Annotated in this window: 27 protein-coding genes, 1 other RNA gene and 1 riboswitch; of the genes, 13 read left to right on the top strand and 15 right to left on the bottom strand. The window is 65.1% G+C overall.

The features are described 5' to 3' along the window. The first annotated feature begins 2 nt into the window (after window positions 1-2). From AC3A4Z_RS05995 to AC3A4Z_RS06045, 11 genes are all read left to right on the top strand, one after another. Window positions 3-299, top strand: a complete 297-nt coding sequence (locus AC3A4Z_RS05995) for a hypothetical protein (protein WP_498710786.1) — start codon at window positions 3-5, stop codon at window positions 297-299. 3 nt (window positions 300-302) lie between these two features. Beyond that, window positions 303-758, top strand: a complete 456-nt coding sequence (locus AC3A4Z_RS06000) for a TadE family protein (protein ID WP_498710724.1) — start codon at window positions 303-305, stop codon at window positions 756-758. Then, complete coding sequence (locus AC3A4Z_RS06005; protein WP_498710725.1) at window positions 739-1,251, top strand: hypothetical protein; 513 nt, start codon at window positions 739-741, stop codon at window positions 1,249-1,251. Before AC3A4Z_RS06000 ends, AC3A4Z_RS06005 begins: the two co-directional genes overlap by 20 nt. 32 nt (window positions 1,252-1,283) lie before the next feature. Further along, window positions 1,284-1,694, top strand: coding sequence for a pilus assembly protein TadG-related protein (locus tag AC3A4Z_RS06010; RefSeq protein WP_498710787.1), 411 nt, complete (start codon window positions 1,284-1,286; stop codon window positions 1,692-1,694). A gap of 130 nt (window positions 1,695-1,824) precedes the next feature. Beyond that, complete coding sequence (gene prfB, locus AC3A4Z_RS06015) at window positions 1,825-2,940, top strand: peptide chain release factor 2 (protein ID WP_050054571.1); 1,116 nt, start codon at window positions 1,825-1,827, stop codon at window positions 2,938-2,940. A gap of 171 nt (window positions 2,941-3,111) precedes the next feature. Beyond that, window positions 3,112-3,891 carry a cell division ATP-binding protein FtsE gene (gene ftsE, locus AC3A4Z_RS06020; RefSeq protein WP_493970048.1) on the top strand — a complete coding sequence of 260 codons (780 nt, stop codon included), beginning with the start codon at window positions 3,112-3,114 and terminating at the stop codon, window positions 3,889-3,891. Further along, window positions 3,888-4,802, top strand: coding sequence for a permease-like cell division protein FtsX (gene ftsX, locus AC3A4Z_RS06025; RefSeq protein ID WP_050054573.1), 915 nt, complete (start codon window positions 3,888-3,890; stop codon window positions 4,800-4,802). The genes ftsE and ftsX overlap by 4 nt, the downstream gene beginning before the upstream one ends. Before the next feature lie 26 nt (window positions 4,803-4,828). Then, window positions 4,829-6,256: a peptidoglycan DD-metalloendopeptidase family protein gene (locus tag AC3A4Z_RS06030; protein ID WP_498710727.1), complete on the top strand. Its 1,428-nt coding sequence runs from the start codon at window positions 4,829-4,831 to the stop codon at window positions 6,254-6,256. A gap of 84 nt (window positions 6,257-6,340) precedes the next feature. After that, a complete protein-coding gene (smpB, locus tag AC3A4Z_RS06035; protein ID WP_050054575.1) occupies window positions 6,341-6,814 on the top strand; it encodes an SsrA-binding protein SmpB in 474 nt (157 codons plus the stop codon). Between the two features lie 77 nt (window positions 6,815-6,891). Beyond that, window positions 6,892-7,260: a transfer-messenger RNA gene (gene ssrA / locus AC3A4Z_RS06040) on the top strand. A gap of 225 nt (window positions 7,261-7,485) precedes the next feature. Continuing rightward, complete coding sequence (locus AC3A4Z_RS06045) at window positions 7,486-8,469, top strand: S1C family serine protease (RefSeq protein WP_498710728.1); 984 nt, start codon at window positions 7,486-7,488, stop codon at window positions 8,467-8,469. Window positions 8,470-8,527: 58 nt separating this feature from the next. Here the strand turns inward: AC3A4Z_RS06045 and AC3A4Z_RS06050 are convergent, their stop codons facing one another. From AC3A4Z_RS06050 to AC3A4Z_RS06095, 10 genes are all read right to left on the bottom strand, one after another. Continuing rightward, window positions 8,528-8,896, bottom strand: a complete 369-nt coding sequence (locus tag AC3A4Z_RS06050; RefSeq protein WP_498710730.1) for a hypothetical protein — start codon at window positions 8,894-8,896, stop codon at window positions 8,528-8,530. A gap of 45 nt (window positions 8,897-8,941) precedes the next feature. After that, complete coding sequence (locus tag AC3A4Z_RS06055) at window positions 8,942-9,361, bottom strand: fluoride efflux transporter FluC (protein WP_498710731.1); 420 nt, start codon at window positions 9,359-9,361, stop codon at window positions 8,942-8,944. After that, window positions 9,358-9,783 carry a fluoride efflux transporter FluC gene (locus AC3A4Z_RS06060; protein ID WP_498710733.1) on the bottom strand — a complete coding sequence of 142 codons (426 nt, stop codon included), beginning with the start codon at window positions 9,781-9,783 and terminating at the stop codon, window positions 9,358-9,360. Before AC3A4Z_RS06060 ends, AC3A4Z_RS06055 begins: the two co-directional genes overlap by 4 nt. 11 nt (window positions 9,784-9,794) lie before the next feature. Next, window positions 9,795-10,511: a metal-dependent transcriptional regulator gene (locus tag AC3A4Z_RS06065; protein ID WP_498710734.1), complete on the bottom strand. Its 717-nt coding sequence runs from the start codon at window positions 10,509-10,511 to the stop codon at window positions 9,795-9,797. Window positions 10,512-10,542: 31 nt separating this feature from the next. After that, window positions 10,543-11,301 (bottom strand): class I SAM-dependent methyltransferase, encoded by a 759-nt coding sequence (locus AC3A4Z_RS06070; RefSeq protein WP_498710736.1) that lies wholly within the window; start codon window positions 11,299-11,301, stop codon window positions 10,543-10,545. 55 nt (window positions 11,302-11,356) lie between these two features. Further along, window positions 11,357-12,784, bottom strand: a complete 1,428-nt coding sequence (locus AC3A4Z_RS06075; RefSeq protein WP_498710738.1) for an aminotransferase class V-fold PLP-dependent enzyme — start codon at window positions 12,782-12,784, stop codon at window positions 11,357-11,359. A gap of 37 nt (window positions 12,785-12,821) precedes the next feature. After that, window positions 12,822-12,935: riboswitch (SAM riboswitch) on the bottom strand. Window positions 12,936-13,095: 160 nt separating this feature from the next. After that, window positions 13,096-13,908, bottom strand: a complete 813-nt coding sequence (gene hisN / locus AC3A4Z_RS06080) for a histidinol-phosphatase (RefSeq protein WP_455834775.1) — start codon at window positions 13,906-13,908, stop codon at window positions 13,096-13,098. A gap of 48 nt (window positions 13,909-13,956) precedes the next feature. Next, window positions 13,957-15,072, bottom strand: coding sequence for a ribosome small subunit-dependent GTPase A (gene rsgA / locus AC3A4Z_RS06085; RefSeq protein WP_498710740.1), 1,116 nt, complete (start codon window positions 15,070-15,072; stop codon window positions 13,957-13,959). Then, window positions 15,056-16,447 carry a 3-phosphoshikimate 1-carboxyvinyltransferase gene (gene aroA, locus AC3A4Z_RS06090; protein WP_498710741.1) on the bottom strand — a complete coding sequence of 464 codons (1,392 nt, stop codon included), beginning with the start codon at window positions 16,445-16,447 and terminating at the stop codon, window positions 15,056-15,058. Before aroA ends, rsgA begins: the two co-directional genes overlap by 17 nt. Window positions 16,448-16,454: 7 nt before the next feature. Then, window positions 16,455-17,003, bottom strand: a complete 549-nt coding sequence (locus tag AC3A4Z_RS06095; RefSeq protein ID WP_493970058.1) for a DoxX family membrane protein — start codon at window positions 17,001-17,003, stop codon at window positions 16,455-16,457. A 280-nt stretch (window positions 17,004-17,283) separates the two neighbouring features. Between AC3A4Z_RS06095 and AC3A4Z_RS06100 the strand changes: the two genes are divergently transcribed. Both AC3A4Z_RS06100 and rsrA read left to right on the top strand, forming a co-directional pair. Then, window positions 17,284-18,051 (top strand): sigma-70 family RNA polymerase sigma factor, encoded by a 768-nt coding sequence (locus tag AC3A4Z_RS06100; protein ID WP_498710743.1) that lies wholly within the window; start codon window positions 17,284-17,286, stop codon window positions 18,049-18,051. Continuing rightward, complete coding sequence (gene rsrA, locus AC3A4Z_RS06105; protein WP_050054586.1) at window positions 18,048-18,308, top strand: mycothiol system anti-sigma-R factor; 261 nt, start codon at window positions 18,048-18,050, stop codon at window positions 18,306-18,308. The genes AC3A4Z_RS06100 and rsrA overlap by 4 nt, the downstream gene beginning before the upstream one ends. Window positions 18,309-18,419: 111 nt before the next feature. On the opposite strand, the gene AC3A4Z_RS06110 is transcribed toward rsrA, so the two are convergent. From AC3A4Z_RS06110 to AC3A4Z_RS06130, 5 genes are all read right to left on the bottom strand, one after another. Further along, window positions 18,420-18,494, bottom strand: a complete 75-nt coding sequence (locus AC3A4Z_RS06110; protein WP_369299106.1) for a 50S ribosomal protein bL37 — start codon at window positions 18,492-18,494, stop codon at window positions 18,420-18,422. A gap of 119 nt (window positions 18,495-18,613) precedes the next feature. Further along, complete coding sequence (locus tag AC3A4Z_RS06115; protein WP_498710745.1) at window positions 18,614-19,228, bottom strand: PadR family transcriptional regulator; 615 nt, start codon at window positions 19,226-19,228, stop codon at window positions 18,614-18,616. Beyond that, window positions 19,228-20,088 (bottom strand): DUF4097 family beta strand repeat-containing protein, encoded by an 861-nt coding sequence (locus AC3A4Z_RS06120; RefSeq protein WP_498710746.1) that lies wholly within the window; start codon window positions 20,086-20,088, stop codon window positions 19,228-19,230. Before AC3A4Z_RS06120 ends, AC3A4Z_RS06115 begins: the two co-directional genes overlap by 1 nt. 81 nt (window positions 20,089-20,169) lie before the next feature. Next, window positions 20,170-20,769: a GDSL-type esterase/lipase family protein gene (locus tag AC3A4Z_RS06125; RefSeq protein WP_493970062.1), complete on the bottom strand. Its 600-nt coding sequence runs from the start codon at window positions 20,767-20,769 to the stop codon at window positions 20,170-20,172. Window positions 20,770-20,909: 140 nt separating this feature from the next. After that, on the bottom strand, window positions 20,910-24,719 hold the full coding sequence (locus tag AC3A4Z_RS06130; protein WP_498710747.1) for a multifunctional oxoglutarate decarboxylase/oxoglutarate dehydrogenase thiamine pyrophosphate-binding subunit/dihydrolipoyllysine-residue succinyltransferase subunit: 3,810 nt from the start codon (window positions 24,717-24,719) through the stop codon (window positions 20,910-20,912). Window positions 24,720-24,791 lie beyond the last annotated feature (72 nt).

Consider the following 24,791-nt stretch of genomic DNA (forward strand, 5'->3'; position numbering starts at 1 on the left):
TGATGGAAAAATTGGGGATTCGCTGCATGGTGCTGTTCCTGTCACTTGTGGCAGTGCTGCTTCCGGAGGCGGGTGTCGGGAGCAGCAGGACAATGCAGCGGGAAAGAAGCCAAAGCCCGCGATCACTCGCAGGCCCGTCCGGGCATGCCCGATTGGCGGATGATCCTGAAAGGGGTGATGTTCCTGGCTGGGTCATGATCACTCTGATGTCGGCCGTCTTAGTTGCAGCGCTGTTGGCGCTCGCCGGTCCCGCCCTGGAGGCCATGTTCAACCAGGCGATGGACAAGGTCGGAAGCTAAGCGATGACGCCGTCCGACGGCGGCGGGAACAGCAACCGCGTTCTAAACAGTAGAAGGCAGCCCCAGAGCGTCATCGAGCCGAGAGCCGAAGACGGCGAGCGTGGCTCGGCAGTGGTGGACTTTGTCCTCGTGGGCAGCCTGCTCACCCTGTTTTTCCTCGCCATAATCCAGCTGGCCCTGGTCCTCCATGTGAGGAATACGCTGATTGATGCTGCAGCCTCAGGTGCCCGTTACGGAACGCTCGCTGACCGCGGCACAGCCGATGCCCAGGAACGAACCCGCAGCCTCATTCAAACCGCGTTGAACGCGGGTTTCGCCGAACACGTCAGCACCAGCGAGGTGACCTACCAGGGCCTGCGGACCCTCGAGGTAACTGTACGGGCGCCGATGCCGGTGATCGGACTCATCGGTCCCCGTGACATGCTGGAGGTGAAGGGTCATGCAGCAGTACAGCCCTAAGCCAGTGCCGGGTAGTTTCCCCCGATTAAGCGAAGCTCTGGGCCGTGGTCCAAGGAGCCTTCAGAGTGACGGCCATCGCCACCACGAGCGGGGGAGCGCCGTTGTTGAGTTCACCTTCCTGGCACTGCTGCTGATGGTTCCGCTGGTGTACTTCATCATCACCATGAGCCAGATCCAGGGTGGCTCCTTTGCCGTGGTGGGCGCAGCAGACCAGGGCGCCAAGGTCTACATCGCGCAGCCTGATGCAGCCACAGCACAAGCTGCAGCCGAACAGGCGGTGGCAATTGCCCTCGCGGACTTCGGACACGCCGCCGAAGCAGCGCGGGTGAAGACGTCATGCGATCCCGCAGATTGCCAGGCTGCCGGAAGCGCGGTCACGGTGACGGTAAGCCTGACAGTGCCGCTCCCGTTTTTGCCCTTCAGCGACGACTTCCGGCTCAGCGCCAGCGAGGTCGAGGCGTCGTCCACTCAAATCGTGGGCAGGTACCGGTGAGGAGATCCCCGGAAGGCGAAGACGGCCAAGTGATGGTGATGATCCTGGGCTACGTCGTGCTGGCCCTCCTGGTCACCACAGCCGTCATTGGCATTTCCTCCGTATATCTCGAACACAAACGGCTGCTCTCCCTGGCCGACGGCGCATCCCTTGCCGCCGCCGACAGCTACACGTTGGGTGAAGTGGCAACTCAGGGCGGCAGCCCCTCGGCGGTCCTCAACCCTGCGAGGGTCAGGAACGTGGCAGCCGACTTCGTGTCCAGAAGCCCGGCGTCGGAGCGCTTCGACGGGCTCGCCGTCACAGGGGCGACCGGCACGCCCGACGGTTCAACCGCCGTCGTGGTTCTCACGGCTGCCGTGCACCCGCCGGTGGTGAACTTCCTGGTGCCGGACGGCATAAGAATAGAGGCAACTTCCACGGCGCGCTCCCGGCTCACCCGCTGACCGGCGCCGTGAATTCTGAAAGCACAACCGGCGCTCGCGGCCGCGGGCACAGGGCAAGCAGCAGGGTAAGCCGTGCGGACAAGCAAACCGGGTCAGGCCCTTCACCCGGATAGCGTAGGCTTAAACAACCATGGCCAATATTGATTTTTCCGCTGAAATCCGCGCCCTTCGCGCCACCTACGACTCCATTGAGCGGGTCTCCGATGTAGAGACGCTGAAGGAAGACATCGCCGAACTGAGCGAGCGGGCGGGCGAGCCGGACCTTTGGGACGACCCCGCAGCGGCACAAAAAATCACCTCCCGATTGTCACACCGCCAGTCTGAACTGGAGCGCCTCAACCGGCTCGTTTCCAGGATCGATGACCTGGAAGTCCTGGTGGAGCTTGGACAGGACGAGGACGACGCCGATTCCATGGCGGATGCGGCCGCCGAACTGGAGTCCATCAAGAAGGCGCTGAAGGAACTCGAAGTCGTCACCCTGCTGTCGGGTGAGTACGACGAACGCGAGGCCGTCGTTTCCATCCGCGCAGGAGCCGGCGGTGTTGATGCCGCAGACTTCGCCGAGATGCTGATGCGCATGTACCTCCGCTGGGCCGAACGGCACGGCTATCCCACCACCGTCATGGACACGTCCTACGCCGAGGAAGCCGGCCTCAAGTCCGCAACCTTCGAGGTCAAGGCCCCCTACGCCTTCGGCACGCTCAGTGTCGAAGCCGGAACCCACAGGCTCGTCAGGATCAGCCCCTTCGACAACCAGGGCCGGCGACAGACGTCCTTCGCCGCCGTCGAGGTCATTCCGCTGATCGAGCAGACCGACTCCATCGAAATCCCGGACAACGAAATCCGTGTGGACGTGTTCCGGTCCTCGGGCCCTGGCGGCCAGTCGGTCAACACCACCGACTCCGCCGTCCGCCTGACCCACATTCCCACCGGAACCGTGGTTTCCATGCAGAACGAAAAGTCGCAGCTGCAGAACCGCGCCGCCGCCATGCGCGTGCTGCAGTCAAGGCTCCTGCTCCTCAAGAAGGAACAGGAAGACGCCGAAAAGAAGGCGCTGGCCGGAGACGTCAAAGCCTCCTGGGGCGACCAGATGCGCTCCTATGTCCTCAATCCGTACCAAATGGTCAAAGACCTCCGGACCGAGCACGAAGTCGGCAACACGGCTGCAGTCTTCGACGGCGAAATCGACGACTTCATCGACGCCGGCATCCGGTGGCGCACCGACAACCGCAACGCGGAGAAGTAGCAACCAGCCGCAGCATCGGGCGACACGCCCCTTGAAACCCGCCTGATTCACAGGCTTCCCTGCGTATAGTCGAGGGGCCGGGGCCCTACTTCCCCCAAACGAAAACCCGCGCACCGGCTGCAGAACTGGGCTGCATCAGAATCAGCTATGCCCTGCAGGGTACTTAGGGCCATGATCCGATTCGAAAATGTCACCAAGGTCTACGACCAGAAAGCCCGGCCTGCGCTGGACTCTGTCAACCTTGAGATCGACCGCGGCGAATTCGCCTTCCTCGTCGGCGCGTCAGGCTCCGGCAAGTCCACCTTCCTGCGGCTCGTCCTGAAGGAAGACCGGGCCACCTCCGGCGCCGTCTACGTCGCCGGCCAGAACGTCGCCAAGATCTCCAGCTGGCGCGTGCCTCGGCTCCGCCGGGGGATCGGCGTCGTCTTCCAGGACTTCCGGCTCCTGCCGCAGAAAAACGTTTTCGCCAACGTTGCCTTCGCCATGCAGGTCATCGGCAAAAGCCGCAGCGTCATCCGGGACACCGTCCCCGAGGTCCTGAAGACTGTGGGCCTGGAAGGCAAAGAGCACCGCATGCCGCACGAACTGTCCGGCGGCGAGCAGCAGCGCGTGGCGATCGCCCGTGCGGTGGTCAACCGGCCTGGGATCCTCCTCGCCGACGAGCCCACCGGAAACCTTGACCCCACCACCTCGATGGGCATCATGGGGGTCCTGGACAAGATCAACCAAAACGGCACCACCGTAGTGATGGCCACCCATGACGACGACATCGTCAACGAAATGCGCAAACGCGTCGTGGAACTCAAGAACGGTGTGGTCATCCGCGACGAGGCCAAGGCACTCTACACCTCCATGATTCCGGTGGTTGGCCAGTCGCGCAGGCTCAAGGACGCCAGCGGCCGGGACACCCCCGAAACCGGACAGCCGGGCGAAGGCGAGGGACAGCAATGAGGCTCGCATTCATCCTCAGCGAGATCGGCAGCGGCCTCCGCCGCAACCTCTCGATGGTTGTCTCAGTCATCCTGGTCACTTTCGTCTCGCTCACCTTCGTGGGCGCGGCCGGCATGCTGCAGATGCAGATAAACCAGATGAAGGGCTACTGGTACGACAAAGTCCAGGTGGCCATCTTCCTGTGCAGTGAAGGGTCGACGGCGGCCGGTTGCGCCAGCGGGCCCGTCACCGCCGAGCAGCAGGAGAGCCTTAACTCCCTCCTCGAGTCCCCGGCCGTTGCCCAGTACATCAACGACTTCCAGTACGAGTCCAAGGACGAGGCCTACAAGCACTTCAAGGACCAGTTCTCGAATTCTCCCATCGTGGACTCCGTGACGCCGGACCAGCTGCCCGCATCCTTCCGCATCAACATGAAGGACCCGGAAAAGTACCAGATCATCAGCGAGACCTTCGCCTCCCAGCCGGGCGTGGAAACTGTCATTGACCAGCGCCAGCTCCTCGAGCGGCTGTTCTCGGTCATGAACGGGGCGTCCCTGGTAGCCGTCAGCATTGCCGGTGTCATGATCGTCTGCGCCATCTTGCTGATCGCCACCACCATCCGGCTGTCTGCCTTCAGCCGCCGCCGCGAAACGGGAATCATGCGCCTGGTAGGCGCCTCGAAGACCGTGATCCAGCTGCCGTTCATTTTGGAGGGTGTCATCGCGGCGGTCATCGGTGCCGCACTGGCCTCGGCCACGCTCTGGGCTGTGGCGCACTTCTTCCTCGGCGAATACATGTCCCAGCAATACCCGGACACAGCCTTCATCTCCTCCGGCCAGACGCTGATCCTGGCACCGGCCCTGATAATCCTTGGCGGATCCTTGGCGGGAATTTCGTCTCTCTTGACCTTGCGCCGGTACCTTCGCGTCTAGGTATGCAAACCGAACAAGGAATGCCCATGAATGTAACGGATCAAACGTCCCCTCAGCGACCGCGCACAAGCCGGCTGAAGGCGCGCCGCCGCGCCGGCATAATGAGCGCCGTGCTCGCTGTGGTCCTCGCCGCGGGGCTCGCATCCTCCACCCCGGTGGCTTTCGCTGACGAGCTTGAAGACAAGCAGAAGGCACTGGAAGCCGAGGCCGCGAGGGTCCAGCAGTCATTGGAATTCGTTGATTCGCGCATCGCGAAGGCCGCCGGTGACCTGGTCATCTACCAGGGCCAGCTGCCCGGCGCCCAGCAGGCACTGCTCGAAGCCCAGGGCCGCGTGGCAGGCGCCGTCAAGGAAGTTGAGGCACTGTCCGCCCGCGTGGACATGGCCCAGCAGAACAAGGCCAAGATCACCCAACAGCTTGAAACGGACAAGCAAAAGATCGCCGACACCAAGAAACTGATCGGCCAGATCGCCACCCAGGCCTATAAGTCCGGGGGAGTCCCTTCCAACCTGTCCCTGTTCTTCGGCTCCAACAACGGCGGAAGCCTGACGGAGACCATGGACCTGGCAGACCAGGCCATGCGCAGCCAGAACGCCGCCATGGACAAGCTGTCCCAGCAGAACGCTACGAACGTCAACTCCGAGGCACGCCTCCAAGCCGTTGAGGCGGAAATCAAGGACCTGAAGGCCAAGGCCGACGCAGCGCTTGAGCGGGAGAAGGCAGCCAGGGACGAAGCAGCAGCCAGGAAGGACGAGGTGGACCGGCTGATCGCCGACACCACCCGCCTCGATGCCGAACTGCAGGCCGCCAAGCCCGGCATCCAGTCACAACTGGCCAGCGTTCAGGCGAGCCAGAACGCCGTGTCGGCTGAAATCGAAGAGCGCGACCGGAAACTTCGTGAGGCCTGGGAAGCCGAGCAGCGCCGGCTGGCGGCGGAAGCTGCAGCAGCTGCGGCAGCCGCCGCGGCAGCGAGGAACCAGCCGCCGCCCCCTGTGCAGCCGTTCGTGCCGCCGGTCGGATCGCCGTCGGCCTTTGGCCTCCGGCATCCTTTTGACGGCAGCGTCCCCATCACGTCCGGCTTTGGCTGGCGTGCAACGCCGCCGGGAACCATCGATTTCTACGGCCAGGGCGGTTACCTGCACACCGGAATCGACTTCGGCGCAGCCTGCGGCACTCCCGTCTACGCCGCAGCAGCGGGCGAGGTCTTCAGCTCAGGCTGGAACTCGGCCGACGGCGGCGGGTGGCGGGTGAAGATTTCGCACGGCCTGGTGCAGGGCAACACCCTGAACACGATCTACTACCACAACTCCAGCATCGTGGTGTCGAACGGCCAGCGGGTATCGCAGGGGCAGTTGATCGCCTACTCCGGCAACACTGGCAACTCCACCGGCTGCCACGCCCACTTTGAAACATGGCTGAACGGCACTGCCGTGGATCCGATGGGGCTGCTGTAGGGCGCACAAGCCTGCCGTACACTGGTATGACTCCGCCCCGGCAGGCCCGGGGGACATCCGATTCTTGAACTGAGGAGCTTTCCCTTGCCTAAAGAAAGTGGCCGTAAAGTGGTGGCCACCAACCGCAAGGCCCGGCATGACTACCATGTGCTGGACACCTACGAGGCTGGAATCGCGCTGATGGGAACCGAAGTAAAGTCCCTGCGCGAGGGCCATGCCTCCATGGTGGACGGATTCTGCACCTTCTACAACGACGAGCTGTGGATGGAAGCCATCCACATCCCGGAGTACAACCAGGGCAGCTGGACCAACCACGCGGCACGGCGGCGCCGGAAACTGCTGCTGCACCGCGAGGAACTCATCAAGATCTCCCACAAAGTCCGGGAATCCGGCTACACAATCGTCCCCCTTCAGTTGTACTTCGTGGACGGCAGGGCGAAGGTGGAGATTGGCGTTGCCCGCGGTAAGCGCGAATATGACAAACGCCAGACCCTCCGCGAACAGCAGGACAACCGCGAAGCACAGCGCGAAATGCGGGAGCGCAACCGCCGCCGCTAGGCTGGAATGAATTCCGTGGGCGATGCGTTATAGTTGGTAGTCCGGCGGGGTCGCCTGCCGGTTTGGTAAGTGAATATGGGGATGATCGGTTTCGACGATGTTAGTCGCGACAGGTGAAGCGGGCCGAGGATGCAGAATTATCTCGTAAACGCTTTCTGCAAACCAATAAGTGCCGAATCTAAGCGCACTGACTTCGCTCTTGCTGCCTAAGCAGTAAGACAGTCCGTCAGCCCGAGGTTGCTATCGCCCCGGTTCCTGGCGTCATTTAGATAGCCACTGCTGTTTACCCCCGTCATCGGGGTGAACGGGACTTTTAGATGACTGGGCCCGGATCAGCCAGCTGTTTGCGGCGTGGCTGGGGCCGAGAAACTCCGAAGCAAACTGCGCCCGGAGAAGCCCTGACAACACGACATCGGACGGGGGTTCAATTCCCCCCATCTCCACATTTGTGATGCGTCGCTCCTACAAAGAGTGGTCCATCAAGAAACACCCCGGTCTTCGGACCGGGGTGTTTTTCTTTGCCCGGCGGATGGCAGGAAAGCCGGCCACGCAGTACCCGTTCACCGAGGGCGTAGCCCGGCCGGGACTACGGATCCGCGGCCGATCGTTGTCACCGGTAGGACCCGGACAAGTACAGCGCCGCCGGGGTCCGGCAACCGAGGAGGTGCCCCATGAACCAGGGGAGCGAGCCAGTTTCGCAGGCGCCCGACGTCGACGCCCTGGACTCGTATTCAGAGACAGTCATGCGGGTGGCGGCCAGCGTCACGCCCCACGTAGCCGCGTTGGAGATGTCCGCGAGCCGCCGCAACGGACGCGTCCGGGTGGGGGCCGGGTCCGCGGTGCTCTTCACTGAGGACGGCTACTTGCTGACCAATGCCCACGTGGTGGCCGGCACGGACCGCGGGCACGCCGTGTTCGCCGACGGCAGCCGGATGGACTTGGAACTGGTGGGCGCCGATCCGCTGTCCGATCTCGCCGTGGTCCATGGCAGGCCGCCGCGGATGCCGCCAGCCACGTTCGGAGACGCAGAGTCCCTGCGGGTTGGCCAACTGGTGATAGCGGTGGGTAACCCGCTTGGCCTGGCCGGGTCGGTGACGGCGGGAGTGGTCAGTGGCCTGGGCCGTGCCATCCCGGTGTGGGCCGGAGGCAACCGGCGGGTGATCGAGGACGTGATCCAGACGGACGCAGCGCTCAACCCGGGAAACTCCGGGGGTGCGCTGGCCGATACCCACAGCCGAATCGTGGGGATTAATACTGCCGTGGCCGGTGCCGGGCTCGGCCTGGCCATTCCCATCAACGCCACCACGCAACGGATCATCTCGGCGCTGCTGGCTGACGGACGCGTACGGCGGGCCTACCTCGGACTGGTCAGCACACCCACCCGGCTCAGTCCCAGCGCCGTGATCAGGACCGGTCAGCGGGACGCACTGCGGGTGGTGGAGGTTCTGGCCGGTTCCCCCGCGGCCAAGGCAGGCCTGACGGCCGGGGACATCCTCCTCGCGGCAGGCGGCCGGCCCGTCAGTGACGCCGAAAGCCTGCAGCGGCTGCTGTTCTCCGACGCCATCGGTGAACCGCTCCAACTCGCCGTGCTGCGGGACGGGCAGGAACTCCATCTGATCGCGGTACCGGAAGAAATGACCAGCAACGGAAAGTAGCCGTCCAGCCGCGCACCGCCTGGACGGCGACTGAGCGGCGGCGGGCCAAAGGGTGGACCTAGTCCTGGCCCGCCACGTCAGCGATACCCACAAAACGCGTGCCAACGCCGTCGAACTCGCTGCGGACGTAACCTTGGTGCAGCGGGGGAACCTCGGCGGGATTATGGTGCGCGCATACAACGTACGTGAACTCCGGCCACCACTTCTTGGGGCGTGCCGCTTCCTCGTAACCGCAGACGGCACACTCCAGGTGCACCCAAACCGGGCGCTTGCCCGTGCGGTTGGCACGGGACTGCACCAGCCACGGCGGAGGGTTGTCCAGGATTTCCCCGAGCTCAGCCTCCGTCATCCACTTAGGAAGGCCATGGCGCTGTGCCATTTCCATCGGTACATCCAGGGCAATGGCCGCGTCGCGTCTGCTAATCATCACCATCCACGATACGGGAGGCCGCCAAATCGCCTCCCTAAGGCATCAGGCCGCGAGGGCGAGACCTGCCGCAGCCGCCCCAAAACCCAAAACGAGGTTGGCGGTCAGGTTCAGCGCTGCAGATCCGAAGCGTCCTTCACTCATCAGGCGCATAGTGGCAGTGGTCCAGGAACTGAAGGTGGTAAGGCCGCCGGCCAGCCCGGTGGCAAGCGCGGCCTGCCATTCGGGAGCTAGCCCAAGTCTGAGGGTCAGGGCGTGCGATGCACCGATGATGAAGCATCCCACGACGTTCACCACCAGCGTGGCCCAGGGCCAGTGCAGCCGCCCCCTCGATCCAGTGCCCGCGGAACCAGCGGCAGGCAGCACAGAACGCGTGGAGGCGTGATGTGCGAACCAGCTGTCCACGGCAAAACGGAGCAGCGCGCCCGCAACTCCGAACACCCCTACCAACGCGGCCGTCATCATGGGCGCGCACCAAGGCCGGCATCGCGCCCGTTCAACCGGCGGCCTACAACCCTTCCGGACCGCCACCCCGCACCGGCCGCCGCCAGCCCCAGCAGCAAGGACAGCACCAGGTAGGCGATCCAGACAAAGTGCGAGCCCGCCCGCGCCAGCTGGTCCACCGCGAACACTACCGCCGAGAACGTGGTGAAGGATCCCAGGAGGCCGGGGCCCAGGCCGGCGCGCAGCCAGAATGCGGTGTGCGGCCGGGCCATCCACACCGTGGTCAGCAACGCCAGGACAAAGCTTCCGCCAACGTTGATCCACAGCGTGGCCCACGGCAGGGAACCCGGGAGATCCGGAAACGCGAGCCCCAGCCCGTACCGCAGTTCAGTACCGAGCAGGCCGCCGGCAGCAACAGCAAGCCACGCACGGCCGGCCGGCATGCCGGCACGCCTCATTCAGCCGCCCCGAGCAGGCAGCCCGGGTGGGGATGGTCGGTGTGTACCCAGAGCGCGGAGGTGATCTCGTCGGCCAGGTCGTAGTCCCTGGTCCTGCCCGAGTTCCGGATCCGCACCACCAGGGCCCCGCCGAACGGCTTGCGGCCCACCACCTCCACTTCAGCGTCGAGGTCTATCTCTTCAGCGGAGAGGTAGCGGAGCAGGTCGGGGTTTTCGTCGCTGATCCGGGTGATCCTGCCGGTGTGTCCTGGATCCAGTTCGCCCATCAGGTGGGCGCGGGGCATCAGGACCTGCCCGTCAGCGGTGGGGATGGGGTCGCCATGGGGATCTCGCTGCGGGTCTCCGAGCTTGGCTGCCACGCGCTCGATGAACGTGTCCGAGACCGCGTGCTCCAGCAGTTCGGCTTCGTCGTGGACCTCGTCCCAGCTGTAGCCCAGCTGCTGGACAAGGTAGGTTTCGATCAGGCGGTGCCGGCGCACCATGGAAAGGGCCAGCCGGACGCCCTGGTCGGTGAGCGTGATGGCGCTGTAGGGCTTGTGGTCCACCAGGCCCTGGTCTTTCAGCTTGCGGACCATCTCGGACACCGAGGAATTGGCCACCCCCAGGCGCTGGGCGAGCTGGGAGGACGTGATGGGCTTGTCCTGCCATTCAGTGAATGAGTAGATGACCTTGACGTAATCCTCGATGGAGGAGGAGGGCGCGCTGGTCTTCACAGCACCTAGCCTACCCGCTGACCGCGCGCCGTCACGCTTTGATGGCCCGCCAGGTGAGCGTGAGATAGGGCAGTTCGAGCTCTTCGTCGAGGCGGTGCCCCAGGTGGTCGTGGAGATACCAGTCGAGGTTGGCCAGCACCTTTGCGCGGGTGGTTTCGCCGGCCCGCAGGTAATAGCTCCGGGATTTGGCCAGCTCCACGAGGTCGGTGGTGGTGACTTGGTCCTGCCAGTGAGTTACGTGGCCCTCAAGGTCCCGGAACTCCGGACCCACCTGCGGCCGGAAGCCCGGCTTGTACACGTCGCCGGCGTGCATGATCCGGGACAGCCGGTGCACCCAGGGAACGGAGGTGTCCAGCTGGTTCCAGATGAGGCCCAGCGTTCCGTGCGGCCGCAGGACGCGTGCCAGTTCGGTGCTGGCCGCGAGGGCGTCACACCAGTGCCAGGCCTGGGCAACGCTCACGACGTCGAAGGCCGCCGCGGGCAGGCCGGTGACCTCTGCAGTGGCCTGGACAGCCGTGGCAGCGGGATAATGCGCGCGTAACTGTTCGAGCATGTCCGTGGAAGGGTCCACCGCCGTGACGGACAGTCCCATGCCGAGCAGGAGTTCGGTGAACTTTCCGGTGCCGGCACCGGCATCGAGCGCATCCCGGGCTCCGGCAGGGACCAGCCAGCGTGCTGATTCTTCCGGGTAGCCCGGGCGGACCTGCTGGTAGTGCCGGCCGCCGTCCTGGAAGCTTTGGCCGAGCTCCCGCCGCCGTCCGTGGTCAAGTTTGGGGCCACCCCGTACCACGTGTGGCCTCCTTCGATTGATGCCCTTGGGTATCCTTCGAATTTACCGCAAGTGCCTAGTCGTCGATGCAGGGAGCGGCACCCGCGGTGCCGGGAGTGTTGGGAGCCCAGTGCGGGTAGGTCCGGGTGTCGTTGGCGGGAACCCAGCGCCCGGCGTCCACCACGTAGTCCCAGCCCAGCCCGTTGTTGCGCAGCGCCGCGATGCCGGCAAGGAGACGCTCGGCGTCCTCCAGGCGGGAGCCGACGCCGAAGCTGGCGCGCAGCGATCCGGACGGCAAACCCAGGCGCTTCAGCAGCGGGTGGGCGCAGAAGCGGCCGTCACGGAGGCCCACGCCGTGCTCCGCGGACAGGTAGGCGGCCACCAGCCCGGCGTCGTAGCCCTCCACGGAGAAGTTGACCACGCCGATGGTGTCGGTGTCCGGGTTGGTGTCCTTGAAGATCTGGTGCACCGTGACGCCGTCGATCTGCTGCAGGCCTTCCACCAGGAAGGAGCGGATGGCAGATTCGTGGGCGTGCCACTGCTCCTGGTCCAGCCCGGCAATCACCTGCGTGGCACGGGCCAGGGTCGCCGCGCCCAGGACGTTGGGCGAGCCGCCCTCATGGCGGGCCGGGCCGGTGGCCCAGCTGACGCCGTCGAGCCTTGCTTCCTTGACGGCGCCGCCGCCGGCAAGGTGCGGCGTTCCGGCGTCCAGCCAGTCCGTGCGGCCCACGAGCACGCCGGAACCGAAAGGTGCGTACAGCTTGTGGCCGGAGAAGGCGAGGTAGTCGACGTCGTCCGCTGCAATGTTCACACGGCGGTGCGGCGCAAGCTGGGCGGCGTCCACCACGATCCGTGCGCCGTGTTCGTGTGCCAGCGCGGCCAGGGCACGAATGGGGAGGATTTCGCCGGTAACGTTTGATGCGCCGGTGACGGCGAGCAGGCTCACACCGCCCTGGCTCAGTTCCGCGCGGATGGCGTCGATGGTTCCAGCGATGGTGTCGGCGGCAACGATGCTGCGGTGCGGGACACCCTGCCACGGCAGCAGGTTGGCGTGGTGCTCGATGTCCAGGTAGAGGACTTCGCCGTCGGGCCGGCCGTCCGTTGCGGGCAGGCACCCGGCCAGCAGGTTGAGCGAATCGGTGGTGTTCCGTGTGAAGATCACCGAATCATCCGGGCGGCCGCCCACGAACTCCCGCACAATGTTGCGTGAATTTTCGTACACGGAGGTGCTGATCTGGGATGCGTAACCGGCGCCGCGGTGGACGCTGGCGTAGAACGGCAGGATCTCGTTAAGGTACGCCGAGACCACGGAGAGGGCCGGAGCCGAGGCGCCGTAGTCAAGGTTGGCGTAGCGGACGTGGCCGCCATGGATCAGCGGTGCCTGGATTTCTGCGCCGGTGACGGCGGCGAGCGGACGCCCCGCGGCAGCACGGCGGGCATCAAAGATGGTTCCAGCCGGGGCAGCTTCAAAGGTGGCGTTGGGGGAGACGGTGGCAGTTGTCACGGCAGACCTCACTTCAGAAGGACTCCCACACCCGGGGAATCCGCGCTTGCCGCATCCGCTCCGGACCGGCCTGGTCGTCACCCGGGGCACCCCACCGCGGTTGGAGGGTTGCCGGCCAGCAAACCGGGGTTTCGCGCTGGCACTCGTGACCTGGTTAAGAGCGTAGAACATGGGGCCGGAAGGTTCGAAGCCGGCACAAATGTTAAGCGTTTTGTTACGAGCCCGCTGGAAAGGGCTTCTTTTGCCGAAGAAACGACGGCGGGCACCTCCTCGTGGGGGTGCCCGCCGCTCAGTTCTTCGGTAAAGCCGTGCTAGAGGAGGTCGTCCAGGTCCGGGTTCAATCTGCGGAGTACCTCGGAGTGCAGGATGGAGTTGGTGGCCAGTGCGTTGCCGCCGAATGGCCCGTCTTCCCCTTCCAGGGATGTGAAGCGGCCCCCGGCCTCCACCACGATCGGCACCAGTGCTGCCATGTCATAAAGGTTCAGTTCAGGTTCGCAGGCAATGTCCACGGAACCTTCCGCCACCATGCAGTAGGACCAGAAGTCGCCGTACGCACGGGTCCGCCACACATCCTCGGTGAGGCCCAGGAAGTTGTCCAGGCTTCCGCGTTCCTTCCAGCCGCCCAGGCTGGAATAGGAGAGGGAGGCATCGGACAGCTTGGAAACGTTGGAGACCCGCAGTCGGGTGGCCGCGGCGAGGGAGCGGCCCATGTAGGCGCCCATGCCCTTGGCGGCCCACCAGCGTTTGCCCAAGGCCGGTGCGCTGACCACGCCGACCACCGGCTCGCCCTCATCCACCAGCGCAATCAGGGTGGCCCAGACCGGGACGCCGCGGACGAAGTTCTTGGTGCCGTCGATGGGATCGATGATCCAGCGGCGGGACCCGTGCCCGGTGCTGCCGAACTCCTCGCCCAGCACAGCGTCGCGCGGGCGGGAACGTGACAACTGGCCGCGGATGGCTTCTTCGGCGGCCTTGTCCGCGTCGGTGACTGGCGTCAGGTCAGGCTTGGTCTCCACCTGGAGATCCAGGGCCTTGAAGCGGCTCATGGTCTGGTCGTCCACGGAGTCGGCCAGGACATGGGCCAGGCGCAGGTCATCGTTGTAGCTTGAAGCGGGTTGGATCATGGTTACAAACTACCGTCTTCACGCGGTTCTGCTGGGAGATCGGCGTGGTCAGTTGACGCTGCCGAGCTCCTTGGCCTCCTGGGCCTCCATCCGGGGATCGGTGCCGAGGAGCCGACGCAGCGAGGCCAGCCGGGCTACTCCGGTGGCTCCGGCATGGCCGCCGGCCACCCAGGCATCCAGGCCGCAGTTCACCGCCGTTGCGGTGTGTTTGCAGCCCCGTTCGCAGTCCTCGATGCCGGGGGAGAGGTCCGGGAAGGACCGCAGGATCCGGTCCGGGTCCACGTGGGCCAGGCCGAAGGAGCGGATACCGGGGGTGTCGATGATCCAGCTGCCGGATGGGGCATCAGACAACCTCAGGGCCAGGGCGGACGACGACGTGTGGCGGCCGCGTCCGGTCACGGCGTTGACTCCGCCCGTGGCACGCTCGGCTCCGGTCAGCGCGTTCACCATGGTCGATTTCCCCACGCCGGAATGTCCGAGCATCACGGTGACTTTTCCGTCCAGGTAGCCCCGCAGCTCGGCCACGGCTTTGCTGTCCAGGCGGGCAGAGAGTCCGTCGTCCGAGCGGGCGTCGATGCCTGACGCTGCCGAATCCGCTGTCCGGCTGATGATCACCGGCAAGTCCAGGTGCGTGTAGTTGGACAACAGCTCCGCCGGATCCTTGACGTCCGCCTTGGTGACCAGAAGGATCGGCTCGATCCCGGCGTCATAAGCAGCTACCAGGGCGCGGTCGATAAAGCCGGTGCGCGGTTCGGGGTTGGCGGCAGCCACCACAACCACCAGCTGGTCGGCGTTGGCCACCACGGCCCGTTCCACGGGATCGGTGTCGTCGGCGCTGCGCCTGAGGAGGGTTTTGCGGTCCTGGATTTTTACCAGCCGGGCCAGGGTGTTGGGGTCGCCGGAAACGTCTCCCACGAGGGACACGAAGTCGCCTGCCACTACCGGGTTCCGGCGCAGTTCGCGGGCCCGGGCGGCGACGACAACGCGCTCGTTGCCGGAGTCCTCACCCACTACTGCCGTGTAGCGGCCGCGGTCAACGGTGACGATGCGGCCGGTGACGGCGTCGTCGTGGCTGGGCCGGTCCTTGGTGCGGGGCCTCGATCCTTTTTTGCTGGGCCGGATGCGGACATCCGACTCGTCCCAGGAGTCAGTGCTCCGCGCCACCGGTTGAACCTTCCGACGCCGCATTGGAAACGCCGGTCTGGGCCAGCATGTCTGCCCACAGCCGGGGAAAATCGGGCATGGTCTTGGCGGTGGTGCCGATGTCCTCCACCTGGACCCCCTCCACAGCCAGGCCAAGGATGGCTCCGGCAGTGGCCATGCGGTGGTCCGCGTAACTGCGCACGACGCCGGCATGCAGCTTGGCGGGCCGGATCACCAGGCCATCGCTGGTCTCCTCGGCGTCGCCGCCCAGGCGGTTGATCTCGGTGACCAGGGCAGCGAGCCGGTCGGTTTCGTGCCCGCGCAGGTGTGCGATTCCGGTGAGCCGGGAGGGTCCGATGGCCAGGGCGCACAGCGCGGCAACCGTTGGGGCCAGCTCGCTGGTATCCGCGAAATTGGCACCCTTGATTTCCGGTCCGCCCGTGACCGTGAGGACGCCGTCGCGCAGGCTGACATCAGCGCCCATCTCGGTGAGGATGCTGCGCCAGAGATCGCCTACCTGCTGCGTCTGTTCAGGCCAGCCCGGGATCCTGACGGTTCCGCCGGAGGCCAGCGCGGCGGCAAGGAACGGGCCGGCGTTGGAGAGGTCCTGCTCGATCTGCTGGTCGAACGCGCGGATAGGCCCGGGAGCAACAATCCAATGGTTCGGGACTGAATCATCCACCACAACGCCGGCGCCGCGCAGGACGGCAACTGTCATGTTGATGTGGTCCAGGCTGGGCACCGGTTTGCCGACATGCTCCAGGTGCAGCCCTTCGGTGAACCTTGCTCCCACCAGCAGCAGAGCCGAGACAAACTGCGAGGAGGCGCTGGCGTCAATAACCAGGTGGCCGCCACGCACCTCGCCTGAGCCTTCCACCACAAACGGCAAGGACGACGGCGTGCCGCCGTCTTCAGCGGAAACGGCCACTCCCAGCGCCTTCAGGGCCTCGATGATGGTTCCCATGGGCCGCTTCCGGGCATGCGGGTCGCCGTCGAACAGGCTGGCGCCGTTGCGCAGCGCGGCCAGCGGCGGCACGAACCGCATCACCGTTCCGGCAAGGCCGCAGTCGATGGTGGCGGCGGACGGTGCCCTGTCCGCGGTGATCGGGAGGACCTCCAGGTCCGGCCCGAAGGCACCGTCCCCCGGCACCTCCGTGATGGTGGCGCCAAGTTGGCGCAGCGCCTCGATCATCAGTGCGGAGTCCCTGGAATGCAGCGGTGCGCGCAGCCGCGAGGGACCGTCGGCCAGTGCAGCAAGCACCAGGTACCGGTTGGTCAGCGACTTCGAACCCGGCACCGTGACAGTGGCGTCCACCGGACGGGATGCGAAGGGGGCAGGCCAGTGGGGGAGGGATGCTCCGGAGTTGTCCCGGGTGGCGGCAGCTGGTGCGGTCATGTCCTGCTTATGCCCCCGTGGCCTGTTCGACGGCGCGGCGGACGGCCTTGTCGGCTTTGTGCAGCTTCTTGTTGGTGGTCTTCCGGGCATCCGCCGTGAGGTGCGCGGCGCCCTTCCGGACGTCGGACGCCAGGTGCTCGGCACGCCAAACCAGCCCCGGCTTGCCTGCCGTGTCCACTGAAGCAAGCAGCGCCCCGCCGCTCAGGGACAGGTTCTTCAGCAGCTGGTTGCGGCGGTTTCCGCGGCCTTCCTTGCTGCTGATGTCCGCGCTGCGCCACTCGACGAACGTGTTGAGCAGGGAGACCACGGTCAGTACGGTGGCGGAGAGGCGGGAGAATTTCCCCAAGCCGAACAGGACGCCGGCGCCCACCTGCGTGCCGCCGATAATCCGGGCCAGTGTCTTCTCGTCGGTCTGGAAAGGCAGCGCGGCCGCTGCCTTGCTCAGCAGGGGCGAGAGCTGTTGCGCGGTGTCGTCGGCGTTCTTGAGCTTATCCATTCCGGCAAGAACAAAACTGGAAGCAAGCATGGGCCGTGCGAGTGTGCGGACAAAGGACATGGATTTCCTCCTGGGTGGACGAACCGCGTCTGGTGCGGCGGAGTCCGTTCTAGTCTTGCACTTTTAGGGAATATTTGCCCGGAGCCGCAGGTTATGGAAACTGGACCTGAAAAGCCGGGCCCACAAGACAAAGCACCGGACAACAGAGCGGAGTTGGCCCTTGAGGCGGGTGTTGGACGGAATCGATGCAGCAGGCCTGGTGGCCATGGACACTTTAGGGGCAGAACCTCCAGAGTATGGGTCGCCGCGTGTGCAGAGCCTGACAGTAGACTTGAAGGCAATGAGCACCCTGGATCCGGCCGTTGCGGCCATGTATGAGGCTTCGCAGAACGAGGCCAAGAGCAGCGCTGATACCCTGCCCGAGCCGGCAGAGCCGGCGGAAGTCTCCGGGCAGCCTGCGGACGCTGCCGACCAAGCGGTCAACGTTTCCACGGAATCCGCGGAGGACCGTCGTGTCCGGTTCGAACGTGACGCCATGCAGTACGTCGATCAGCTGTACTCGGCAGCCATGCGGATGGCCCGGAACCCGGCTGATGCAGAGGACCTCGTCCAGGAGGCCTACACCAAGGCCTTCTCGGCGTTCCACCAGTACAAGCCGGGTACCAACCTCAAGGCATGGCTGTACCGGATTCTGACCAACACCTATATCAACCTGTACCGGAAACGGCAGCGCGAACCGCTTCAGTCCAACTCGGACACCATTGAGGACTGGCAGCTGGCTCGTGCTGAGTCACACACCTCCAGCGGGCTGCGTTCCGCTGAGGCAGAGGCGCTGGATCACCTGCCGGATTCGGACGTCAAGCGGGCCCTTCAGGCCATCCCCGAAGAATTCCGCCTCGCGGTGTACTTCGCGGATGTTGAAGGGTTTGCCTACAAGGAAATCTCAGACATCATGAACACCCCCATCGGAACAGTGATGTCCCGGCTTCACCGCGGTCGGCGAATGCTGCGGGACATGCTCGCGGAATACGCCGCCGAGCGCGGATTCAAAACGGCCGCAGCTGCACCGGACGCGGCGGAAAGCATACAACAGGAGAACAGGAAATGAGCGACTGCCAGGGATTGGGCGACTGCGACGATACCCGGATGCAACGCATCTACGAGTACCTTGACGGCGCGTTGACCCGTGAGGACATCACGGAAATCAAGACGCATCTCGATGAGTGCCCGGAATGCACGGAGCAGTACGACCTTGAGTGCGTTATCCGCAACATGGTCAAGCGATCCTGCACCGAGGCTGCTCCGGAGAACCTGAAGAACGCCATCCTGGACCGAATCCACTCGATCCGTCCCGTAGACGCGTAGGGCGCAGCCGACACACAGGGCTTCGTCCCAAACCAGCCCAAAGAACAAAGAACCCCGGAAGCCGAGTGGCTTCCGGGGTCCTTTGCTTTAACCGCTGTACCTGGCATGTGCCTAGGTGTTGGGGCGCTTCCCGTGGTTCGCGCCGCCACGCTTACGGTCACGACGCTTGCGTGCACGCTTGCTCATAGCTGGCCTCCTTACTGTTGGTACTCAAAAGAGCTGCCCTCAAGTCTCCCACATGATCTGGCGGCCCGCGAACCGGCAACCGGCGCATGACCTGCGGCTCAGTGCTTAGGGCGCGCTGACTAGTTCCGGACCGAGTTCCGGATGGCGATGCCTGCCTGCTCCAGCACGGTCCGAAGCGTTTCCAGGACCACGGGACTGAGGGGCTGCCTGGCCGCCTGCTGCCTGAGTTCGGCACGAAGATCGTCCCGGAACGCCTGGAGCATCAGCTCGGCTTCCTTCAGCGAGCTTTTGCTGTCAGCCGCCGGGCTGCCTTTGAGGGCGTTGAACGCAGCGGAGGCGGCTCCTGCCCTGGCCGCCTCCGCGGTGGCCGCAAGATCGGCCCGGAGCCCGCGCATGTTGCTGCGGATGTCCTCACGAAGGTTGTCCGCCAGCCTTCGCACGGACGCAGAGATTTCCTGCTCCACGCCTGCCAGTTCTTCACGGCGCAGGTTGAGTTCTGCAAGCCCGGCGGGTGTTATGCGGTAGTTGGTCCGGCGGCCTGCGGTTTCGGTGACCACCAGGCCTTCTTCTTCCAGTTTCCCGAGCCGGGGGTAGATGGTGCCGGCGCTGGGAGAGTAGGTGCCGCCAAACCGTTCCTTGAGTGCCTTGATCAGTTCGTAGCCGTGCTTGGGGCCGGACTCGAGCAGGGCAAGCAGGTAAAGCCGCAGGGCGCCGTGGGCAAAGACAGCGGGCATCAGGGCCGTTCTTCCGCGGACCCTGTGGTGTTTCCGTTCGCTTCGCCGGGCGCCCTGTGGAGGATGGAGGTCTTGCCCGATACCGAGTTGGTCCTGACCAGCATGAGCTTTGCGTCGGGGCCGGCGATCGTTTCCACCTTGCCGCCCGTAACGTGGTACTGCTGGTTGCCGATCACCACCGCCCCGGTGGCCGATTTGGCGACGATATCCACCCCGACGTCGTGGGGAATCCGGATGGTGAGGTCCCCGGAGACTGAGTTGGCGCCGAAATCCTGGGTGAAACCCAGGAGGTCGAAATTCATGTCGCCGCTGACCGTGTTGGCACGGATGTGGCTGAAAAGGCCCGAGGCCGTGACCTCGCCCGAGACAGTCTTGGCGGTGAGGACACCGCTGTGGTTCCGGGCGTTGACTTCGCCGCTCACGGTGGTGACGAACAGTTCGCCGTCGGTGCCGTCCGCCATCACGGACCCCGAGACGGTGCTCAGGCGCGTACGGGAGGCCATCCCGGACACCAGCCCGTCGCCGCTGACCGTGCCCGCCTCAACGTCCACGGTGGCGGGCACGGCAATGCTGATGACAGCGTAGTTCTCACTGTGGTGGTTCACCGTTCCCATGAGGTTCTTGAACCAGCCCTGCGGCCCGTGAAGCTGGTGCCGCACCTCCAGCCGGCCGTCCTGCAGCGAGACAGCCACGGGGTCGCCCTGCACCTCGGAAATCTCGATCCGGGTATAGGGCTGCTCGTGGGCCACTACATCGAACCGCCCTCGGACCATCCCCAGTTTCAGTGACGCGACAGACCCGACGTCGATTGTCTCCGCGCCCGTGACAGTCCAGCTCTGGTCAGCGGTCGTTCCAGCCATGGTTCCTCCAAAGGCGATATATCGTGTCTGACCAACGTACTCCCGGCGCGGAAGGAGTTCAAGATATATCGCGAAGCGAACTTACTCGGGTACGGCCATCCCCAGCCACTGGAACCAGCCGCGGTGCAGCACCAGCCATGCCATCAGGCCGTAACCCGCCTGCCCGGGCGTGCCCCCGTTGGCGGCCAGGTCCTGGCGCCATTGTTCGTGGTTCAGGAGCGGGGAGAAGGTGTCCACGTAGAGGTGTTTGCGGCGCGTGGTGACGTCGGCGAAGGCGGTGTTCAACTCGTCCAGGCGCCGGTTCTGTGCCGGATCGAGGGTTGGCGGCGGCCCAACAACGAAGACCTCCAGCCGGTTCTGCGAGGCAGAGTCGAGGATGTTGGCCAGATTGAGCCGGCTGCGTGCAGTGGAAAGGCCGAATTCGATATCCCTGCCCGAGAGCCCAATGACCAAACGGTTCTCGTGCTGGTTGCTGAACCGCCGGCCCGTTTCCTCCAGCCAGCGGGCGGCCAGGCCCTCCGTACCTTCCTGCGGACACGGGAGTGCGTAGCTTTCCAGGACCATGCCGTCCTGCGGAGTACGGGCCAGTACACGGCCCAGCCAGCCGAGCGCGCGGGGGTCTCCCAGTCCGGCCAGCAGTTCATCTCCTACAGCTGCGATGCGCAGCTTTCTGTCTTCCACACGTTCCTCTTTACTTCGGTGCCTGCCGACCGCCGCCCGGGGGTATTTCTCATCCGGGCGGGCGCTGTCCATCCCATTAAACAGAACTGCCCGGCCGGAGTCTGGTATTTCGACGTCCGGCCGGGCAGCCTTACTGGTAGTTACCGTGCAAATGCCTGCTTCAGCAGGGCATCCTGCTCCGCGGCGTGGCGCTTCATGGAACCCGCTGCGGTGGACGCCGACGCGGGGCGCGACACAAGGCGGACCCTGCGGTCAAGTGCGTCCGGAAGGTTCAGCCCGATGAACGGCCACGGCCCCTGGTTGGCGGGCTCATCCTGCGCCCAGACAACTTCGGCGTTCGGGTACTTGGCCAGTTCCGCGGCGATTTCTGCGTGCGGCAGCGGGTAAAGCTGCTCCACGCGGACGATTGCCGTGGTGGTGTCCCCGGTCTTCTGCCGCGTGGACAGCAGATCGTAGTAAAGGCGGCCGGAGACCAGCAGGACGCGTTCGACGGCGTTTGCGGCCAGCTGCTCGTGCTCGCCGATCACCGGGCGGAAAGTGCCGTTGGTGAAATCCTCCACGGATGAGGCAGCAGCCTTGAGGCGCAGCAGCTGCTTCGGCGTGAAGATGATCAGCGGCTTCCGCGGGCGGCTGTAGGCCTGGCGGCGCAGCAGGTGGAAGTGCGAAGCCGCCGTGGTGGGGTTGGCCACGATGATGTTCTCTTCGGCGCACAGCTGCAGGAAGCGCTCGATCCGTGCGGAGGAGTGGTCCGGGCCCTGGCCCTCGTAGCCGTGCGGCAGCATCAGCACCAGCGAGGACCGCTGGCCCCACTTCTGCTCAGCCGAGGAGATGAACTCGTCGATGATGGTCTGGGCGCCGTTGACGAAGTCGCCGAACTGGGCTTCCCAGAGGACGAGGGCATCGGGGCGTTCCACAGAGTAGCCGTATTCGAAGCCCATGGCAGCGTATTCGGACAGCAGCGAGTCGTAGATCCACAGCTTGGCCTGGTCGTCGGAGAGGTTGCCCAGCGGCAGCCATTCCTTGCCGTTGGCACGGTCGTGGAATACGGCGTGGCGCTGCACGAACGTGCCGCGGCGCGAGTCCTGGCCGGCAAGTCGTACAGGTACGCCTTCCATGATCAGTGAGCCGAAGGCTGCGATCTCGCCAAAGCCCCAGTCGATGCCGCCTTCACGGGACATCTGCTCACGCTTCTCGAGGAGTTGCTTGAGTTTGGCATGGACGGTGAAGCCCTCGGGAATCTCCACATGCGCCTTGCCAATCCGGGCCAGCGTGTCAGCGGAGATGGCCGTGGACACGGGAGCGTTGGCGCCGGAATCGGACTGCTGCGCGATGGGCCGCTCGATGTCGGACACGGCTGCCGAGTCCGCGGTGATGATCGGAATCGGGGAGGTCTGGGCTGCGTGGGTTTCGGCGAAGACCCGCTCGAGCCGCTCCTGGTAGTCGCGGAGCAGCTGCTCGGCTTCTTCCTCGGTGATGTCACCGCGGCCGATGAGCGACTCGGTGTACAGCTTGCGCACTGAACGCTTGGCTTCGATCAGGTTGTACATCAGCGGCTGGGTCATCGAGGGGTCGTCGCCCTCGTTGTGCCCGCGGCGGCGGTAGCAGACCATGTCGATGACAACGTCCTTGTGGAACCGCTGGCGGAACTCGTAGGCGAGCTGGCCAATACGGACCACGGCCTCGGGGTCGTCGCCGTTCACGTGGAACACCGGTGCCTGGATCATCTTGGCAACGTCGGTGGAGTACGTGGAGGAACGCGAGGATGATGGGGCAGTGGTGAAGCCCACCTGGTTGTTGACCACGATGTGGATGGTTCCACCGGTGCGGTAGCCCCGCAGCTGGGACAGGTTCAGGGTTTCAGCAACCACGCCCTGGCCGGCGAACGCGGCGTCGCCGTGGACCACGATGGGAAGGACCGGGAAGGACTCGCCCTGGTCCAGGCGGTCCTGCTTGGCGCGGACGATGCCCTCGAGCACCGGGTCCACAGCTTCGAGGTGGGACGGGTTGGCTGCCAGGTAGACCTTGGTTTCCTTGCCGTTGTCCGAGGTGAACGTGCCCTCGGTACCCAGGTGGTACTTGACGTCGCCGGAACCCTGGACCGAACGGGGATCCTGGGTGCCCTCGAATTCGCGGAACACCTGGGCGTAGGTCTTGCCGGCGATGTTGGTGAGCACGTTCAGGCGGCCGCGGTGGGCCATTCCGATGGCCACTTCGTCCAGGCCGTCATCGGCGGCATCGGACATGATGGCATCCAGCAGCGGAATCAGGGACTCGCCGCCTTCGAGGGAGAAGCGCTTCTGGCCCACGAACTTGGTCTGCAGGAAGGTTTCGAAGGCCTCGGCGGCGTTCAGCTTCGAGACAATCCGCAGCTGCTCTTCACGGCTGGGCTTCGAGTAGGGGTGCTCGAGCTGGTCCTGGAACCACTTGCGTTCGGCCGGCTCCTGGATGTGCATGTATTCGATGCCCGTGGTGCGGCAGTACGCGTCGCGGAGGACACCGAGGATGTCGCGGAATTTGAGCATCGGCTTGCCGCCGAAACCGCCGGTGGGCCACTCGCGGTCCAGGTCCCACAGCGTCAGGCCGTAGGTGAGGACGTCAAGGTCCGGGTGCTTGCGCTGGACGTATTCGAGCGGATCGGTGTCCGCCATCAGGTGGCCGCGGACGCGGTAGGAGTGGATCAGCTGCTGGATCCGGGCAACCTTGTTGATCTCGTCAGCAGGGTCCACCTGCTTGTCGGCGCTCCAGCGGACGGGCTCGTACGGGATGCGGAGGGACTCGAAGATCTCGTCGTAGAAGTTCTGCGCACCGAGCAGCAGCTGGTGGACCAGCTTCAGGAACTCGCCGCTGCCGGCACCCTGGATCACACGGTGATCGTAGGTGGAGGTCAGCGTCAGGACCTTGCTGATGGCGTTCTGGGCGATGATCTTCTCGCTGGCACCCTGGAATTCGGCCGGGTAATCCAGCGCGCCGACGCCGATGATGGCCGCCTGGCCCTTGGAAAGACGGGGCACCGAGTGCACGGTGCCGATGCCGCCAGGGTTGGTCAGGGACACAGTGGTGCCCTGGTGGTCCTCGGCGGTCAGCTTGCCGTTGCGGGCACGCTTGATGAGGTCCTCGTAGGTGTGCCAGAACTCGGAGAAGTTGAGGGTTTCCGCCTTCTTGATGTTCGGAACCATCAGGAGGCGGGTTCCGTCGGGCTTGGGCATGTCGATGGCGATGCCGAAGTTGACGTGTGCCGGCTGGACGGCGACGGGCTTGCCGTCCACTTCGTCGTAGTACACGTTCATGGACGGGAACTGGGACAGGGCACGGATGACGGCGTAGCCGATCAGGTGCGTGAAGGAGACCTTCCCGCCGCGGGCGCGGGCAAGGTTGGAGTTGATGACCACGCGGTTGTCGATGAGCAGCTTGGCGGGGATGGCCCGGACGCTGGTGGCGGTGGGCACCTCGAGGCTGGTGACCATGTTCGTGGCAATGGCTTTGGCCGGTCCGCGGAGGATGGACACGACGTCCTCTTCGGGAGCGGTGGGCGCCTTGACGTTCTTGGGCAGCTGCGCAGGGATGGGCTGCGAGCCGGTGCCGGACTCGGTCTTTTTTCCGCCATCGCGGGCAACCGTGGCGGGAGCCTTCTTGACGGCAGCGGGGGCGGCAGGTGCCGCAGAGGCGGGCGGGGTCGACGGCCGAGCGGGCGGGGCTGCAGCCGGCTGCGCTGCCGGTGCCGCGGGAGCCGCATTCACGGCCGGCATTTCCCTGGTTGCGGGGTGGGCTGTGGCTTGCGCCGAATTTCCGTTGGAAGAAGAACTGCTGCCCGAGCCGAAGGATTCAAACAGCGGCCACCATTTGGCGTCGACAGCGTTCTTGTCCTTTTGATACTGCTCGTACAGTTCGTCAACGAGCCACTCGTTTCCGCCAAATTCCTCTGGTAGACGGTGGCTAGGCTGCTCTGGCACTTGAAATACGCCTCTTCCATGAGTTTGATTTCTCTCCGGCCCACGGTGCGTCAGCACTACGTTTCAACCGGT

This window comes from Arthrobacter sp. Soil_C_49, from assembly GCF_057656635.1.